The following is a 16,494-nucleotide window of genomic DNA, read 5'->3' as shown; positions in this document are numbered from 1 at the left end:
GTTCGATTATGGAAACCTTGTTATCTTTTGTATCTCAGCATCCAGAATGGATTCCCGTTGCCGACTCCAGACAGGTGAATGAACACAGTATTTTTTTCGCTATCGCAGGAAGCCAAAGTGATGGCCATGCCTATATTCCAGAAGTGATCAAAAAAGGTGTGGCCGCCCTTGTGCTGCAAGAAGAACCCTCTTCTTTACTGTCCTCCACCGCATCATTAGGAAAATCACGGTTAAAAAAGGAAGGCCCTACGGCTTCAGCACAGAAGTTGCCACGCGCCTCATCTATTGCCGCCAAGTCTGCTCTTAAAAATTTTACGGGTGAAGTCTTCTATGTTTCCAATTCACGCAAGGCGTGGGCTGAGGTATGGCGTCACCGCAGTGGATGTCCCGATGAAAAACTGTTCTTGGTGGGTATTACGGGAACAAATGGCAAGACCTCCATGGCTCACATGGCAGAACACATTTTAAATATTGCAGGAGACACGTGTGCAGTGATGGGCACCATCAATCATCATTTACAGGATAAGGTATGGCCCACGGCTATGACCACCCCTGGTGCAGATATTTTATTTCCACGTTTGAAAGAGTTTTTAGCCGAAGGTGCTAAGGCCTGCGCCCTAGAGATTTCAAGTCATGGCCTTGATCAAAACCGTGCTGAAAATTTAAATTTAAATGCGGCTATATTTTCTAACCTTACTAATGATCACTTGGATTATCACAAAGGGTTAGAAGATTATTTTTTAGCAAAGGAAAAGCTTTTTACGCGGCTTTTAACGCCCTCTCAAAAAAAGAAAAAAATTGCAGTGATCAATCTGATGGACGATTGGGCCAAGAAGATCATTCTAAGCACAAAATATAAAACCATTTATCTGTATGAAAAAGATTCTGATACAGTTTCACATCAACACCGCATGGACTTTATTGCAGAACAACGAAAAAAATATCCTGTTTATACCTGCGAGATCGAAATTGTAAAAAGCGATCAACACGGGAGCCAAATCTGTCTTCATGTCGAAGAAAAAAATGATAAAGGCGAGCTAGAGAAAATAAAAATAGGGATGAACTTACCTATTGTGGGTCGATTCCAGGCGTACAATTGGGCGCAAGTGGCATTAAGTGTGCGTGACCACATTGGTAACGATGCGGTTTTGCAAAGAGCGGCCCAAACCTTTTCGGGAATTCCAGGCCGTTTGCAAAAGGTGATCTTAGATCAAAGTTTTAAAAATGTATTTGTCGATTATGCTCACACCCCTGACGCTCTCATGCGTTCTTTGGAAAGTTTACGTCAGATTACAAAGGGACAGATCGTGGTGGTCTTTGGCTGCGGTGGTGACAGAGACAAAGCCAAGCGGCCTTTGATGGCTCAAGTTGCGGAACAGGGTGCGGATCAGATCATTGTGACCAATGACAACCCTCGTACTGAAAATCCAGAAGACATTGTGCAAGACATCCTTTCGGGTTTTGATCCTGAAAAAGAAACCCTCCCATTGATCTTGATGGATCGCAAACAGGCCATTGCAAAGGGGCTTGAACTTCTAAAGTCTGCCGAAGATGTTTTGTTGATCGCAGGTAAAGGGCATGAAAATTATCAGATCGTGGGTGAGCAAAAAAATCACTTCAGTGATTACGAAACAGCGTATGAGCTTTTACAAAAAGGAGAAGCATGAAGCTAACAAGTCAAGAGATCCAAGAGGTGACTCAAGCCCTAGGGCAAAATATAGACAGCTCAAAGCTTTGGACTGGTTTGAGTACGGATTCACGTGAAGCCGCCGCTGGGGCTCTTTTTTTGGCACTTGTTGGTGAAAACTTTGATGGCCACAACTTTATTGCTGGGGCTCTCAAACAAGGCTGCCAAGGGCTTATCGTACAAAAAGACGTTGCAGAACAGATGACTCAAGAGCAGCAAAAAAACATTCAAATTTTTAAAGTGCAAGACACACTAAAGGCCCTGCAACAGCTGGCTCACTATCAGAGTCAAAAGTTCAACTCATGTATGAAAGTGGCCATTACGGGCACTAGTGGGAAGACCACGACCAAATATTTTGCGCATCAACTTTTAGAAGGCCAAGTGCCACATTATTTTTCACCTAAAAGTTTTAACAATCATATTGGTGTACCCTTAAGTCTGTTGGACGTGCAAAGCACAGATCAAGTCGCGCTGTTAGAGGTGGGCATGAACCACCATGGTGAGATCAAAAATTTAGTCTCTATCATTGAGCCTGATCTGACTTTAGTGACGATGGTAGGACGAGGACATTTAGAAGGTTTGGGAACCGTTGAAGATGTTTTAAAAGAAAAGATGTCGATCTATTCTAAGGGCCGCACCCATGTGATTAACAAAGATGACCTTAAAATTTCAGGTTTTTACACCGAGTACATCTCCTCACCAGCACAGCGTCAGATATGGGTTTCAAGTCAGGACCCACAAGCTGATATTTATCTACAAGCTCTCGAAGATGACACTGACCCCTTTGGCCGTTTTAAAGTGAAGGGACATATTTTAGGTTTATCAGGAGAAGCAGTGATTCCTATTTCGGGTGTGCACCACGTGACCAATGTGTTGATGGCCGTAGCCATTGCCACGCAGTCAGGCCTTGGTGCAGAGACATTGTGGCAGCGTCTTTCGCTTTTGCAGTCGTTTTGGGGTAGGAGTGAAGTGCTCAATTCTGCGGAGGGACTGCGTTTTTATTTTGATGCGTACAATGCTAATCCTGAAAGTATGAAGGCGTTTTTTGCTCAGCTGCAAAAACTTAAAACTCCACCGTACATCGTGCTCGGAGAGATGTTAGAGCTGGGTGCGAGCACTAAAGAGCTTCACTACGAGTTAGGGGTGCAAGCGGCCCAAACTCCTCATGCCCACCTGTGGTTTATGGGACCTTCGGGAGAAGAGTTTTTACAAGGTTATAGGTCTCAAAAAAATGGAAAAAATCCAATAATTTCAGATAGTTATAAAGAAGACGTTGCTTTAAGATATAAAAGTATGTTAAAGACAGGGGATTGGATTGCGTTAAAGGGTTCGCGAGGCATGCACCTTGAGAGCTTTTTATCATTATTTGAGGGAGTACGACTTCGTTGATTTACACAATATTAACTCAGAACTTTGATGTGACTACAGGACTGGCTAACTTATTTCGTTATGTGACGGTCCGCACGTTTATCACTTTTTTCACTTCATTTTTTATCTGCTGGTACTTTGGCACACGATTCATCAATAGATTGGCAAGTCGTCAAATGCGTCAAGCCATTCGTGATGATGGACCACAATCCCACTTAAAAAAATCAGGAACACCTACAATGGGTGGGGGATTGATTTTATTAGGTGTAGCTATCCCTAGTTTATTGTGGGTGGATCTTTTAAACCCTTTAGTATGGGCTCTTTTATCGATCACCTTTGGATTTGGTTTAATTGGTTATTTGGATGATTATGCTAAGGTCGCCAGAAAAAATTCAAAAGGTTTACCAGGAAAAGTCAGATTGTTTTTTGAATTTGCCATCGTCTTTTTGGTCGTGGGATTTTTGGTTTATAACCAGAGTGTGACCACCGTGCTGACTTTCCCGTTCTTTAAGAACTTATCTTTTGATTTAGGTTGGTTGTATATTATTTTTGCTGGGTTTGTGGTTGTGGGATGTGCCAATGCGGTGAATTTGACTGACGGGCTTGATGGTTTGGCCATTGTGCCCGTGATGGTGGCCACAGGCACCTTTATGATTTTTAGTTATGTGGCAGGACACGCCGCTATCGCTGAATATTTGCAAATCCCCAGCGTGACAGGAGCAGGAGAGCTGACCATTGTGGGTGCCGCTCTGATGGCTTCAGGTATGGGTTTTTTATGGTATAACGCCCATCCCGCTCAAGTGTTTATGGGAGATGTGGGAAGTTTAAGTTTAGGTGGATTTCTTGGAGCCATGGCGGTTTTGACTAAGAATGAAATTTTATTAGTGCTTCTAGGTGGAGTTTTTGTGGTGGAGGCTCTGTCGGTGATCACTCAGGTGCTGTCTTTTAAACTCCGTGGCAAAAGGGTTTTTAAAATGGCCCCGATTCACCATCATTTTGAATTGAAGGGATTAGAAGAGACCAAAATCATTGTCAGATTTTGGATTGTGTCAATTTTATTGGCCGTACTGTCGCTAGCCACTTTAAAGTTACGTTAGAGTGCGAGAAGACAGGACATGTGTTGTAGTGGCTTTGACGTCATGGCTTGAGTTTAGGGCCCGCAGCGTTTAGAAAGAATTTGAAGATAAATTTAAAAGGAAGGATATGGGAATGCAGTTATCAGATTTAAACGGAAAAAAGATTTTGATAGTTGGGTTTGCAAAAACTGGAGTTGCTTTGGCGCGTTTCTTAGTAAACCATGGCGCAGAAGTCACAGTGAGCGATCACAAATCAAAAGCTGAGCTTGCCAACTTCTTAGAGCAAATGGATGACATCCAGGTGAACTATGATTTGGGCAACCACACTCCTAAAGTCTTTTTACAGCAAGACCTGATCATTTTAAGCCCTGGTATTTCTCCGCATTTAAAGATTTTTGAATATGCAAAAAACAATGGTGTGCAAGTCACAGGAGAGTTTGAATTTGCCTCTCGCTTTATTAAAGAACCTGTGATTGCTGTGACTGGCACTAATGGTAAAACGACGACAGTATCTTTAATCACTGAGATGCTCAAGCGTTCAGGAGTGAACGTATGGGTGGGTGGAAATTACGGCGAACCTTTAGTGAGCTATCTGACTTCGGATGCAAAGTCACAAGTGATTGTAGTTGAAGTTTCAAGTTTTATGCTTGAGCACGTGGTTGAGTTTGCTCCCAAAAATATTGTGTTTATGAATTTGGCTGAAAACCATTTAGACCGTCACAAGTCTATGGAAGATTATATCAACGCCAAGAGAAAGATCTTTTTAAATACTAACCAAGACACTACTAGCATTTTAAATGCGGATGACAATGCCGTAGTAGAATTAGCCAGAGACCCTGCTGTACAAAGAGGGATCATTTATTACTTTTCAAGAAAACAATCTTTAGAACCACAAATCATGAATATTGGTGGTGGTGTACAGATTCGTGACGAGATCAAAATTCGCACAGGCCCAGACATTGAAGTGTTTTCTGTAGAGAACATGAAGATGCGTGGCTTCCATAACGTAGAAAACACGATGGCGGCTATCCTTGCTTCTCGTGAACATGGGGCGACTCATGAGGCTATTCAAGATGTGATTGATACTTACACAGGGATTGAGCATCGTCTTGAGTATGTTCGTAAAGTGGGTGGTGTTGAATTTTATAATGACTCTAAAGCCACAAACGTTCATGCAGTATTAAGAGCTTTAAAGGCTTTTGATGAGAACGTGATTTTGATTATGGGTGGTAAAGACACGGGACTTAACTATGCGCCTTTACGTGAAGAGGTACGTAGAAAAGTAAAAACGTTAATTCTTGTGGGCGAAGCTAAAGAACGTATCAATCGTGATATTGGTGATCATAGCGAAACCTTCTTGATTGGAACTTTTGATGAGGCCGTTCACATGGCGTATTCCAAATCTCGCATCGGAGATAAAGTCTTGTTGTCGCCAGGAGCTTCAAGTTTTGACTTTTTTGATGATTACCGTGACCGTGGAAACTACTTTAAACAGATTGTTCACGCTTTAAAGTAAACGTTCCTCAACTGCAAAGTCTTTGAGGAACATGAATGTTCACTGACAAAAAGCATCGGGTAGGGCAAAAAGTGTAAAACGCTTATTGCCTCTGGAGTTGGGCAGATGAATGACAGGTACGGATTTAAAGTCTGCAAATTGTAACATGTCTTCAGAAGTGCACCGACGTAGTGGAACGCCTAGATTTACAAAAAATAAAGTATTTATGTTTTTTCTGTAACTGTCCCAAGAGACAACGGCTCCGCCTTCAAAGCATGGTGAAGAGCACAGCAAATAGCCATCATACCTAGGATCGTTAAGACAATTCAATTCGGTTTCATAGTTACCTAGAGAAGAGTTTTTGTTTTTTGAGATAGGAGTGACCAGCGCTTCTTGCAGGAGAGTCATCTTGACGGACATACTGATGCTGTCGGTTTGGTCTTCATAGTTCAGACTGACTCGAATCTGTTTTACAAGTTGGCCCGCATTGGCGGTGATTTCATGGTCTAGGTACTCACGACCGTAACAGAGGGTTTTTGTTCGCTTTAGCTCATCTAGAGCACTTGGCTGAGCCCAAGCACTTGCTACAAGCAATGTGTTAAGAACCCATAAGTGTAAACTCAGCCACTTCACAAAAAACTCCTCTTTTTTTACGAACCCAACTTAAGGCAAGATTTAACCAGAAATACAGAGGCACAATTAGCATTTTTTGCAATTTGCGACCATGAGAAAGTCGTCAGATGAAGTGATCTTGTAAAGAATATAAGGTGGAAAAGACCTATGCCAAGAGCGGGTTTTAGGCCCCTTAAGGCTTTTTCACTCAACCCCGCTTGTAAAATCCTTTAAAATTTAAATATGGGATTTTTAAAGTCGATACCAGAAAGAATTTCGGAAGCCGATCGCACGATCTTGTGGATCGTCATGTGCTTGTTAGGTTTAGGACTGATTCAGGTCTACACTTCGAGTTATGTCTTAGCGATTGATAAATACAGCGACGGTCTTTTTTATCTCAAGAAGCAGGCGTTATTTACAGTCGTCGGTTTGGTGGCTCTGTTTTCTATTCTCGCACTTAAAACCCAAACACTTTTGCGTTTAGGCTATGTGGGATTTTTTGTCAGTCTGCTGGCACTGGCTTTAACTCTTGTGCCCCATGTGGGTGTTCAGGCAGGAGGCGCACACAGGTGGTTGCAATTGCCCTTTGGGTTTAGGTTTGAACCCTCAGAAATGGTGAAGATCTTTGCTCTTTTTGCTGTCAGTAAATGGCTCGTACAAATTCAAGATGAAAGGTTATGGACAGAAGCCAATCTGGTGAGGCTGGGAATGTTAGCTGCTCCATTTGGATTATTTTTATTACAGCCTGATTTTGGTTCTTTTGTGCTTTTAAGCTGGGTGCTTTTGATTTTATTCTTTTGTTTTTTTAAACCCATTTGGCCTGTCATTACGGCAACTGGGGTGTTAGGGGCTACGGCTGTGGCTTTAGTCTATGCCGAACCTTATCGACTCAAAAGACTGCAATCCTTTTTAGATCCATGGAGCGATCCTAAAGGAGCAGGGTTTCAAATCATTCAAAGTCTTTTAAGTTTCAGATCGGGGGGCTGGTTTGGAAGAGGTTTGGGTGAGGGGCAGGGTAAGCTTTACTTCTTGCCAGAAGCCCATACGGATTTCACTTTGGCTGTACTAGGGGAAGAGTGGGGATTTGTGGGTTTTATGACAATCATGGCTCTGATTGGAACTTTGATTTTCAAGGGACTGCAAGTGGTGCTCAGCCAGACGGATTTGCAGCGCAAGATTCTTGGTTTTGGTCTTATGAGTTTATTTGCGTACTCTGTTTTTTTTAATGCCGCAGTCGTTTTAGGACTGATTCCCACAAAAGGACTGACGATGCCATTTATGAGTTATGGAGGCAGTTCGCTCTTAGGGACTTGCATTCTTTTTGGAATAGTACTTAATTTAAGTTGTAAGAAAGAGTAACTGCTCACACATAGGACAACACCAGTGAAAGCCATAAAAGTTTTATTGGCGGGCGGAGGCACGGGGGGACATATTTACCCTGCCTTGGCCATTGCCAAACGTATCGAGGACCAATTTCCACAAAGTCGTATTGAATTTGTCGGGAGCCGTCGGGGGCTAGAAAAGAACATCATTCCAAAGCACGGTTACAAGTTGCACATGCTTGCTGTGGGTCAGCTCCACTCCAGTGTGGGGCGAGTCAAACAGCTGAAAACTCTATTGTTGATGCCCGTGGTTTTTGCTCAGGCCCTATGGATCATATTAAAGTTTCGACCCTCTTTTGTCTTAGGTGTGGGAGGTTATGCTTCAGGGCCCTTAGTGCTTGTGGCCAGTCTGCTTAGAATCAAAACGGCCATTTGGGAAGCCAATGTGGAGCCAGGAATCACCAACAAGATTTTAGCAAAATTCGTGAAGCATTGTTTTGTGGTGTTTGAGGTGAGCCAAAAGTTTTTTCCTCCTCATAAGACCAAGTGTTTGGGCTATCCCGTCCGAAAAGAGTTTGAAGAGCTGCACCAAAACAAAAAAAACTCTGTCAGCCCACCTGCCGCGTCTTCTCGGCCTCTTAAAGTTTTAGTCTTTGGGGGGAGCCAAGGAGCTGCGGTTTTTAATAAAGTGATTCCTGAAGTCAGCAGCCAGTACCCTGAGATAGAGTTCACCTTACAGACAGGAGCCAAAAACTATGCTGATTTTGAAGGCAAAACTTGGCCCCAGAATTTAAGGATTCTGCCTTTTTTAGATCCCATTGTAGACTACTATCTTCAGGCCGATTTGATTTTAAGTCGCTCTGGAGCAGGAGCGATTGCGGAGCTGTCAGCTCTTGGAGCCCATTGCTTGTTTGTGCCCTTCCCTAGAGCTTCAGATGATCATCAGCGTAAGAACGCCGAGACTCTTTGGGAGAAGAAGGCCGCAGATATGATCCTTGAGAGTGATTTTAACGAAGAACGCCTTTCTGAGTTTTTGCGCCAATATCTCAACCGAAGTGTGTCACAAAATGCCGAAATGCAAAAAAACATGCTAGATTTCTTTAAGTCTGGAGCTACGCAAGCTATTGTGGATACTATGGTGAAAGCCTAAGGGAGAGCTGATTTGGATATAAGCACAAATAGATTTCATTTTATAGGTGTCGGCGGGATCGGCATGAGTGGGCTGGCAGAAATTTTAGCTAGCCTAGGTGCAACGGTTTCAGGCAGTGATGTCAAAGAGAGTGCCCGCACCGAATATCTACAAAGTGCAGGAGTCAAAATCTATATTGGCCATTCTGCCAAAAATGTCGCAGACGCTGATGTAGTGGTGTACTCCAGTGCCATTCCTAAAGACAATCCTGAGTACATTTATGCTCTAGAAAATAAAATTCCTTTGATCCGTAGGGCAGAAGCTTTAGCTGAACTGATGCGCCTTAAAAGGGGCATTGCTGTTGCGGGCACTCATGGCAAGACAACGACAACCAGTTTGATTGCGGCCTCCATGATGGCCACCGATGTGGACCCTACAGTGATTGTGGGTGGGGTGCTCAAGCAGCTCAATAGCAACGCTAAGCTTGGGGCAGGACAGTGGTTGATCGCTGAGGCCGATGAAAGCGATGGATCTTTTGATAAGCTTTCACCAGAAATTGCTATCATCACCAATATCGACAACGATCATTTGGATCACTTTGGCAGTTACAACGCTCTTAAAGAGGCCTATCGTAACTTTGCAGAGAAGGTGCCTTTTTATGGACTGTTGATTTACTGTGGTGATGATTATGATCTTGTGGATCTGTTAAAAGGTTTTTCTAAACCCACGATCACCTACGGTTTTTATGAAGAGATGGACTATTGGTTGACCTCACTTGGTGATGAGCAGTACGAAGTTTACAAAGGCAAAGAAAAGTTAGGACAGTTTGTGTGTCCCGTTCCAGGCAGTCACAATGCTTTAAATTCTTTAGCCGCACTCATTGCCGTCATAGAAGGTGTAGGTCTTACCTTTGATCAAGCCGTAAAAGGTCTTGAACAGTTCTCAGGTGTAGGCCGTCGATTTCAACTGGGAGCAGAGAACAAAGACAATATTATTTTTATCGACGATTACGCTCATCACCCGACAGCTGTGGCCCAAGTTCTTAAGGCAGCTAAGGAAAGATATTCTAGCCGTCGAATTGTGTCGGTCTTCCAACCCCACAGATACTCTAGAGTGCAGTCATGTTGGGATCAGTTTTTAAATTGTTTTGATCTTTCAGATGTTGTGTATTTTACGGACCTGTATCCTGCGGGGGAAGCCCCCATTGAAGGGATCAGCTCTGAAACTTTGGCCACAGAACTTTATCACCCTAACGCCAAACATTTGGTGGGAGATTTAGCGCAAGTGGCAGAATCTTTAAAAGACCAGATTCAAAAAAATGATGTCGTGTTAATAATGGGAGCGGGCAATATCAATCATCTGACGGCAATGCTTAACGAGCCCCTCAAATGACTTCTTTGATCCAAAATGATGTGGAACTGAAACGCTTCACCACATGGAAAGTGGGTGGTGTTGCCGATCATTTTGCTTCTCCAGCAAATTTAGATGAAGTGAAAGAGTCCATCGCTTGGGCTAAGAATCAGAAGCTCCCCATTACTATTTTAGGTCAAGGCTCCAATGTTCTGGTTAGTGACAAGGGGGTGCGGGGTTTAGTGCTCTCGACCCGACGTTTACAGGAGCTACAAATTTTATCTGAAGATCAAGCCTTACGCGTGCAATGTCAGACAGGGGTTTTAAAATATAAATTGATGCGTTTGTTTTTAAAGTACAACCTCGACCCCGCTCTGTTTCTTTCAGGAATTCCTGGAGACATCGGTGGGGGTGTGGTGATGAATGCAGGAGTGGGGGAAAGTATTCAACCCCGAGAGTTCTGCGAGATCATTGAAAGTGTTCAGGTTTTAAAATGGAAGACAGAGGGCGAGACCTGTAACTTTGATCTGGTCACTTATAAGCAGGACGAATTGCAATGGAGTTATAGGCACTCTCATGGTTGGCAACCAGGGTTTGTGTTTTCGGCTATTGTTTCTTGGCCTATGCACCCCAACCCCGATATTGCCGCTATCGTAAAGCAGGCCATTGATCTAAGAAGGCTCAAGCAACCTCTGGACAAACCCAGTTGTGGATCAGTGTTTGTAAATCCCGAGGGGCATAAGTCAGGAGCTTTGATTGAGTCTTGTGGTCTTAAAGGATTTTCAGTTGGGGGTGCTCAAGTTTCAAATAAACACGCCAACTTTATTGTGAATACAGGACAAGCCACAGCCAGTGACATTCATCAAGTCATTAGCCATGTTCAAAGCAAAGTCTTTGAAAAATACAATGTAAAGCTGCATACTGAAGTGGTTTACATGGGAGAGTGGTCCCATTAGAGGAGTCCATCATGATTGCCATCGTTCAAGGCGGATCAAATTCTGAAGCCGCAGTCAGCCGCAGTTCATCTAAAGCCGTTCAAGAGGCCATGCAAAAATTAGGTTATGAGTTTAAGGTCTTTGAAGCTGACGAAAATCTTTATAATAATTTAAGATCAGAAAAATTTCGTTGTTGCTTTATTGCTTTGCACGGACAAAAAGGTGAGGACGGTGTCATCCAAGGTTTATGTGAATACATTGGTCTTCCTTATACAGGAAGTGGTTTATTGGCTTCGGCTTTGGCCTTTAACAAACAGAAGTCCAAAGAAATCTTTAGGCAGTGTGATATTCCTGTGATGGAAAGTTTCGTTGTGACTCGCGCGGGTCAGACGACCGCACCAAAGCCATCGAGATATCCCGTGATCATTAAACCTAACCGTGATGGTTCAAGTGTCGGAGTGATGAAGTGCAGTACTCATGAAGAGTATTCTAAAAATTTACAAGAGGCCCTCAAGCAAAACTCTGATGTGATTGTGGAGGACTTCATTCAAGGCGAAGACTTTACGGTGGGTGTTTTTGATGGCAAGGCTCTTGAGCCGATTTTGATTCGCCCTAAAGAAGGCTTTTATGATTACACAAATAAGTACACGGCAGGAAAGACGGATTATCTGATCCCTGCTCCTGTGCCTGAAGAGTTAAAGCAAAAGTGCAAAGCTTGGTCTGAGACGATTTTTAAGAAAATGGACCTTAAGGTGTACGCGCGTGTTGATTTTATGTGCACAGCTGAGGGTGAAGCTTATGCCTTAGAAGTGAACACTTTGCCTGGACTAACGCCCACATCTCTTTTACCAAAGGCAGCTAAATATGAAGGCTATGAATTTTCTGATATCATAAAGCTGTTGGTGGAAAGGGCGACATTGGACTATGAAAATCCTTAAATATAATTTTTTAGGTCTAGTTTTGCTTTTTATTTTTGCACTGCTTTTTGTGGAAGCCAAAAACCAGTCCATGCACAGGCCCCAGTATCATTTGCTTGAAAATGCAAGTTGGACTTTAGGCGAGTCACAAAAGCAAGAGTATGAAAAATTAGTGGAAGAGCTTAATTCTCAAGCAAGTGCTCTTTGGTTTCTAAACGGATATCGCCAACAACTTAAGCAACTTAAGTCCTTGCCCTTCATTCAAAACGTAAATATCAGATGGAGTTTGCAGGAGCCTGTAAGAATTGAATCCACAGTGTCTGAAGTGAAGGCAATGTTATTTGAAAACGGGAAATGGTCTTTGCTCAATTCCGAAGGTGAGGTTTTAAAAACCATCACGCAAAACCAGACTTTAGACTTGCCTATTATTAGTTCAAAAAAAGTACTTGAAGAGACAAAACTTAAGCAAAAAGCCTTTAAAATTTTTGCTGCTCTGGAAAATTCTGAAAATTTTTTGACGCTTAAACAGGTGTCAGAGGTTTCTGTTGATAAAAGAGGTTTGTATTTTATTTTTTCTCCAGGTTACAAAGTCTATCTTGCGGATGATAATTTTTCTTCACAATTTCAAAGAGTGAGTGAAGTGTTTAAGTATCTTGAGATGAGAAAAATTGAAGTTGAATTTGTAGATTCGCAATTCAAAAATAAAATTCTTGTTCGCCCCACGAAAAAAAGCACATCTGCGTTATAGTAGAAAAATAAAAATAAAAGCTTGTCTGTACGCGTAATACTTTTTAACCTAATGATTGAGGGCATTTAGGCCCACAAAAAAGTTTTTATATTTTTCTCTCAAGTGCTTTTTTGTGACATCAAGATAGGGCAGCGTGATTTATGGAAAGTTTGATCTCAAATAATAAAACAATTGTGTGTGGATTAGATATCGGGTCTACGCATGTCACAGCCATCGTCGCAGAAATTGTACATGATGGGTTAAAGGTTGTGGGCTTTGGTAAAGTGGCGCACCAAGGTGTTCGCCAAGGTGCTATCGTAGACATCACCAAAACAACTGAAGCCATCAAAAAGGCGCGCAAAGAAGCAGAACTCAACTCGGGACATTTTATCAATTCAGCATGGGTGAGTTGTGGTGGATTGCATGTGCGCTCTCGCGATTCCCATGGGATGGTCGCGATTGAAAACAAAGAAGTTTCAAAACAAGATTACGAACGTGCGATCAAGACGGCCAAAGCCATTGTGCTTGCTGACGATCAGCAGATCATTCACGTGGTCCCCAAAGAATTTATCATTGATGGACAAGGTGGAATTCGCAATCCCATTGGGATTCAAGGTTTGCGTATGGAAGTTCTTGTTCATATCATCTCTGGAGCGCGTACGTATTTTCCTAATGCGCTTAAGTGTATCGAGTCTGCTGGTTTAAAGTGTAGTGGCTTTGTTCTACAGCAATTGGCTTCTTCTATAGCGATTCTCTCTGAAGATGAAAAAGAATTAGGCGTGTGTTTGGCTGACATTGGTGGTGGGACAACAGATCTTATTTGCTACAAAGACGGGGCTGTAATTCACACGGCGTCTCTTCCGATCGGTGGTCAACATTTTACACAAGATATTTCTATTGGTTTAAGAACTTCTCCTGTAGAGGCTGAAAAGATCAAAAAAGAATTCGGTCACTGTTTGCCACAATCTTCCGAGCTCGAAGAGACTTTTGAAGTTCCAGGTGTGGGCGACGGTTCTCTAAGAACCATCTCTCGTCGTAACTTATGTGAAATTGTTGAGCCTAGAGCCGAAGAGGCGTTTAAAATTCTTTTTGACCATTTGGATCACTGCGGACTGACTCGTAAGATGAACGCAGGTGTGGTGCTCACAGGTGGAGGCAGTCAGCTTAAAGGTTTTGTGGAACTAGGTAAGTATCACTATGATTTGCCTATTCGCAGAGGTATTCCAAATATCAACTCTAGTATCAAAGAGACGATTTGTACCTCTGAAATGTCAGCAGCAGTAGGGTTATTGCTGTATGGGTACGAGCAATTGGACAAAAAAGAAATTGCTCAAAGAAAAAACTCCAGCAGTGCTTCGGCAACTTCTGGAGGATCATTTATGAATTTTGCTAAACAAATTAGAGATCTCTTTAGTTAAACAAAGAGCGGGGGTTTTATGTTTGAAATCGAAGAAAGTCCAAATATAGGCGCTTCAATAAAAGTGTGTGGTGTTGGCGGCGGCGGAAGTAACGCAGTCCAAACCATGATCGAAAATGGCTTAAACGGTGTAGAATTCATCGTGGCCAATACTGATATTCAGGCCTTAACAGCCAACAAAGCCGATGGAAAAATCAGATTGGGTGCTGAATTGACAAAGGGCTTAGGGGCAGGTGCCAATCCAGAAATTGGAAAGCGTGCTGCTATTGAATCTTACAACCAAATCGTAGAACAGATCGAAGGTGCGGACATGGTTTTTGTCACTGCTGGAATGGGCGGTGGAACAGGAACTGGTGGTGCTCCAGTAGTGGCTAAAATTGCAAAAGAACTAGGTGCACTGACTATCGGTGTGGTGACTAAACCTTTCCTATTTGAAGGTAAAAAACGTCGCAAGCATGCTGATCTTGGGATCTCTGAATTGCAAGAAAATGTGGACACTTTAATAGTGATCCCTAACCAAAAACTTTTAGCGGTTTCAAACGAAAACACTCCATTAGTGGACACTTTTAAAAAAGCCGACGAGGTTTTATACCAAGCTGTCAAAGGCATATCTGATTTGATCAATATCCGTGGTCTGATCAACTTAGACTTTGCAGACATCAGAACAGTCATGTCTGCTAAAGGTATGGCGATCATGGGTTCTGGTCTTGCTTCAGGCGAGAATAGAGCGACAGAAGCAGCCAAAGCGGCAATCAGCTCGCCACTTCTTGAGAATATTTCTATTGAAGGTGCGACAGGAATCATCATCAATGTGACGGGTGGACCTGCCCTGACTCTATGGGAAGTCAACGAAGCCTCAACACTGATCACTGAAGCCGCTCATGAAGATGCAGAGATCATTTTTGGTGCTGTGATTGATGAAAGAATGGGGGATGAAGTTCGTGTGACAGTCATCGCCACGGGTTTTGATCAAGAAGCACAAGATGCGATTTATCCTACAACAAGAAGTGTAAATCGCAGTTACTCGCAACCTGCTTACACAGTGGGGATGTCACAGTACTCTTCTCGTCAAGAGCCACAACAACCTATGCACCACCAACCCCAACAGCAGCAACAGCCCATGCAAAATCATGATATGAATGCCCAGGCGCAAGAGATGCTGAATCGTGCACAGGACATGTTAAGACAAAATTTGGAAAGTAACAGCTATGGACGCTCTTATCATCAAGAGCCCGTCAGTGCTCCTAGAACTGAAATGCGTCCCCAAGAGCCACAACAGCCCTCTATGCCTCAACCTCACTTTGCGCCATCTATGAAAGAAGAAAATACAGGTGGGTATGAGCAGCAGTCTTTGATTAAAAAAGAAATGGCACAGGATGCGTATCACTCTGCTCCTCAGCAAGCGCAACCGATCATGCCTCGCACAGAAGCAGCTGGTGCAATGCCTCCACAGACTTCTGAAAAGGCAGAACGCTTAGAGCCAATCACCAATATGGATCTTCTTCCCAGAGAAGCTTTACTTGAGAAAGCCCGCGCTTTCCGTGAAGAGCAAGAGCGTATAAAAAGACTTCGTGAAAGCGGAATGAGTGAAGACATGGCCATGAAGACAGCCAGAGAGATGGGTGAAAAGGGTTTAGACAATAAACACTTTGGCAACTCTATCGAAGTGCCTGCTTACTTAAGAGAAAGACAAAACAACAAAGACTAATGGACATTTTATCAACCACCCTAAAAGAGCAACAAAGCCAAAGCTTTGTTGCCTTTTTTTTATCAGATATGCATCTTTCACCTCAGAACCCAGACCATATTCAAAGGCTGGAGGGTTTTGTGGACGAAGTCTTGCATTTGCCTCAGCCTGTAAAGATATTTTTTTTAGGCGATGTTTTTGATCTTTGGGTGGGGACAGCCTCTCCAGTGAAAACCCTAGTGCAACCTTTATTACAAAAGTTAAAATCTTTGCAAGATCGTGGGGGCGAGGTGTTTTTCTTTGAAGGCAACCATGACCTGCATTTGGATATTTACTTTGCAAAACGCTGGAGATTTCAAGTCGTCAAAGACAGCTGGCAAGGAGAGTTAGCAGGTTTTAAGGTGTGTTTAGAACACGGGGATCTATTTGACCCCGAAGATACGGGTTATTTATTCTTAAGAAAATTTTTAAGAAAAGCGTGGGTGAGGTTTTTATTATTAAACATCATCCCAGATTTTGTGATCAACAGAGTGGGAACGTACTTTTCAAAACAAAGTTCTAAAAACACAAAGTATAAGCCTACGGCTTCTCAAGATCGTGAAGACCAAACAGAGCATAAACTTAAAAACTATGCTGCAAGTAAACATGCAGCAGGCATAGATGTTTTTATCTGTGGTCACACTCACCAAAGAAATTCTTTTGAGCTGTCACCACAAAAACTCCTTATCAACCTCGGCACTTGGCAGGATCAAGCCCCCAAGGTGCTAGGCCT

General features: G+C 42.9%; 14 protein-coding genes. 13 read left to right on the top strand and 1 reads right to left on the bottom strand.

All coding sequences use genetic code 11. The annotated features are described in order from the left end of the window. The first annotated feature begins 8 nt into the window (after positions 1 to 8). From M9899_08005 to murD, 4 genes are all read left to right on the top strand, one after another. Complete coding sequence (locus M9899_08005) at positions 9 to 1,667, top strand: UDP-N-acetylmuramoyl-L-alanyl-D-glutamate--2,6-diaminopimelate ligase (protein ID MCO5114103.1); 1,659 nt, start codon at positions 9 to 11, stop codon at positions 1,665 to 1,667. After that, positions 1,664 to 3,076: a UDP-N-acetylmuramoyl-tripeptide--D-alanyl-D-alanine ligase gene (locus M9899_08000; protein MCO5114102.1), complete on the top strand. Its 1,413-nt coding sequence runs from the start codon at positions 1,664 to 1,666 to the stop codon at positions 3,074 to 3,076. Before M9899_08005 ends, M9899_08000 begins: the two co-directional genes overlap by 4 nt. Further along, the gene (gene mraY / locus M9899_07995; protein ID MCO5114101.1) at positions 3,073 to 4,152 is read left to right on the top strand and encodes a phospho-N-acetylmuramoyl-pentapeptide-transferase; all 1,080 of its coding nucleotides are present in this window, start codon (positions 3,073 to 3,075) and stop codon (positions 4,150 to 4,152) included. The genes M9899_08000 and mraY overlap by 4 nt, the downstream gene beginning before the upstream one ends. A 106-nt stretch (positions 4,153 to 4,258) precedes the next feature. Then, positions 4,259 to 5,647: a UDP-N-acetylmuramoyl-L-alanine--D-glutamate ligase gene (gene murD / locus M9899_07990; GenBank protein ID MCO5114100.1), complete on the top strand. Its 1,389-nt coding sequence runs from the start codon at positions 4,259 to 4,261 to the stop codon at positions 5,645 to 5,647. Between the two features lie 39 nt (positions 5,648 to 5,686). Here the strand turns inward: murD and M9899_07985 are convergent, their stop codons facing one another. Further along, positions 5,687 to 6,259, bottom strand: coding sequence for a hypothetical protein (locus tag M9899_07985; protein MCO5114099.1), 573 nt, complete (start codon positions 6,257 to 6,259; stop codon positions 5,687 to 5,689). A 222-nt stretch (positions 6,260 to 6,481) separates the two neighbouring features. On the opposite strand from M9899_07985, the gene M9899_07980 reads away from it, so the two are divergent. The 9 genes from M9899_07980 to M9899_07940 all read left to right on the top strand — a co-directional run. Then, entirely contained in the window at positions 6,482 to 7,597 is a 1,116-nt protein-coding gene (locus tag M9899_07980; protein ID MCO5114098.1) for a putative lipid II flippase FtsW, read from the top strand. 24 nt (positions 7,598 to 7,621) lie between these two features. Further along, complete coding sequence (gene murG, locus M9899_07975) at positions 7,622 to 8,710, top strand: undecaprenyldiphospho-muramoylpentapeptide beta-N-acetylglucosaminyltransferase (GenBank protein ID MCO5114097.1); 1,089 nt, start codon at positions 7,622 to 7,624, stop codon at positions 8,708 to 8,710. A gap of 12 nt (positions 8,711 to 8,722) precedes the next feature. After that, positions 8,723 to 10,081, top strand: a complete 1,359-nt coding sequence (gene murC, locus M9899_07970; GenBank protein ID MCO5114096.1) for a UDP-N-acetylmuramate--L-alanine ligase — start codon at positions 8,723 to 8,725, stop codon at positions 10,079 to 10,081. Beyond that, the gene (gene murB / locus M9899_07965) at positions 10,078 to 10,995 is read left to right on the top strand and encodes a UDP-N-acetylmuramate dehydrogenase (GenBank protein ID MCO5114095.1); all 918 of its coding nucleotides are present in this window, start codon (positions 10,078 to 10,080) and stop codon (positions 10,993 to 10,995) included. The genes murC and murB overlap by 4 nt, the downstream gene beginning before the upstream one ends. A gap of 11 nt (positions 10,996 to 11,006) precedes the next feature. After that, the gene (locus tag M9899_07960; protein MCO5114094.1) at positions 11,007 to 11,912 is read left to right on the top strand and encodes a D-alanine--D-alanine ligase; all 906 of its coding nucleotides are present in this window, start codon (positions 11,007 to 11,009) and stop codon (positions 11,910 to 11,912) included. Further along, the gene (locus tag M9899_07955) at positions 11,899 to 12,639 is read left to right on the top strand and encodes a cell division protein FtsQ (protein ID MCO5114093.1); all 741 of its coding nucleotides are present in this window, start codon (positions 11,899 to 11,901) and stop codon (positions 12,637 to 12,639) included. Before M9899_07960 ends, M9899_07955 begins: the two co-directional genes overlap by 14 nt. 140 nt (positions 12,640 to 12,779) lie before the next feature. Beyond that, positions 12,780 to 14,036 (top strand): cell division protein FtsA, encoded by a 1,257-nt coding sequence (ftsA, locus tag M9899_07950; GenBank protein ID MCO5114092.1) that lies wholly within the window; start codon positions 12,780 to 12,782, stop codon positions 14,034 to 14,036. Between the two features lie 18 nt (positions 14,037 to 14,054). Next, positions 14,055 to 15,743 (top strand): cell division protein FtsZ, encoded by a 1,689-nt coding sequence (gene ftsZ, locus M9899_07945; protein MCO5114091.1) that lies wholly within the window; start codon positions 14,055 to 14,057, stop codon positions 15,741 to 15,743. Positions 15,744 to 15,811: 68 nt separating this feature from the next. Beyond that, positions 15,812 to 16,494 (top strand): UDP-2,3-diacylglucosamine diphosphatase (locus tag M9899_07940; protein ID MCO5114090.1); only part of this gene is annotated, 683 nt, incomplete at its 3' end.

This window comes from Pseudobdellovibrionaceae bacterium (genome assembly GCA_023954155.1).
GTDB lineage: Bacteria > Bdellovibrionota > Bdellovibrionia > Bdellovibrionales > UBA1609 > JAMLIO01.
Note: the sequence above shows the minus strand (reverse complement) of the source record. Positions and strands in the feature narration are given on the sequence as shown.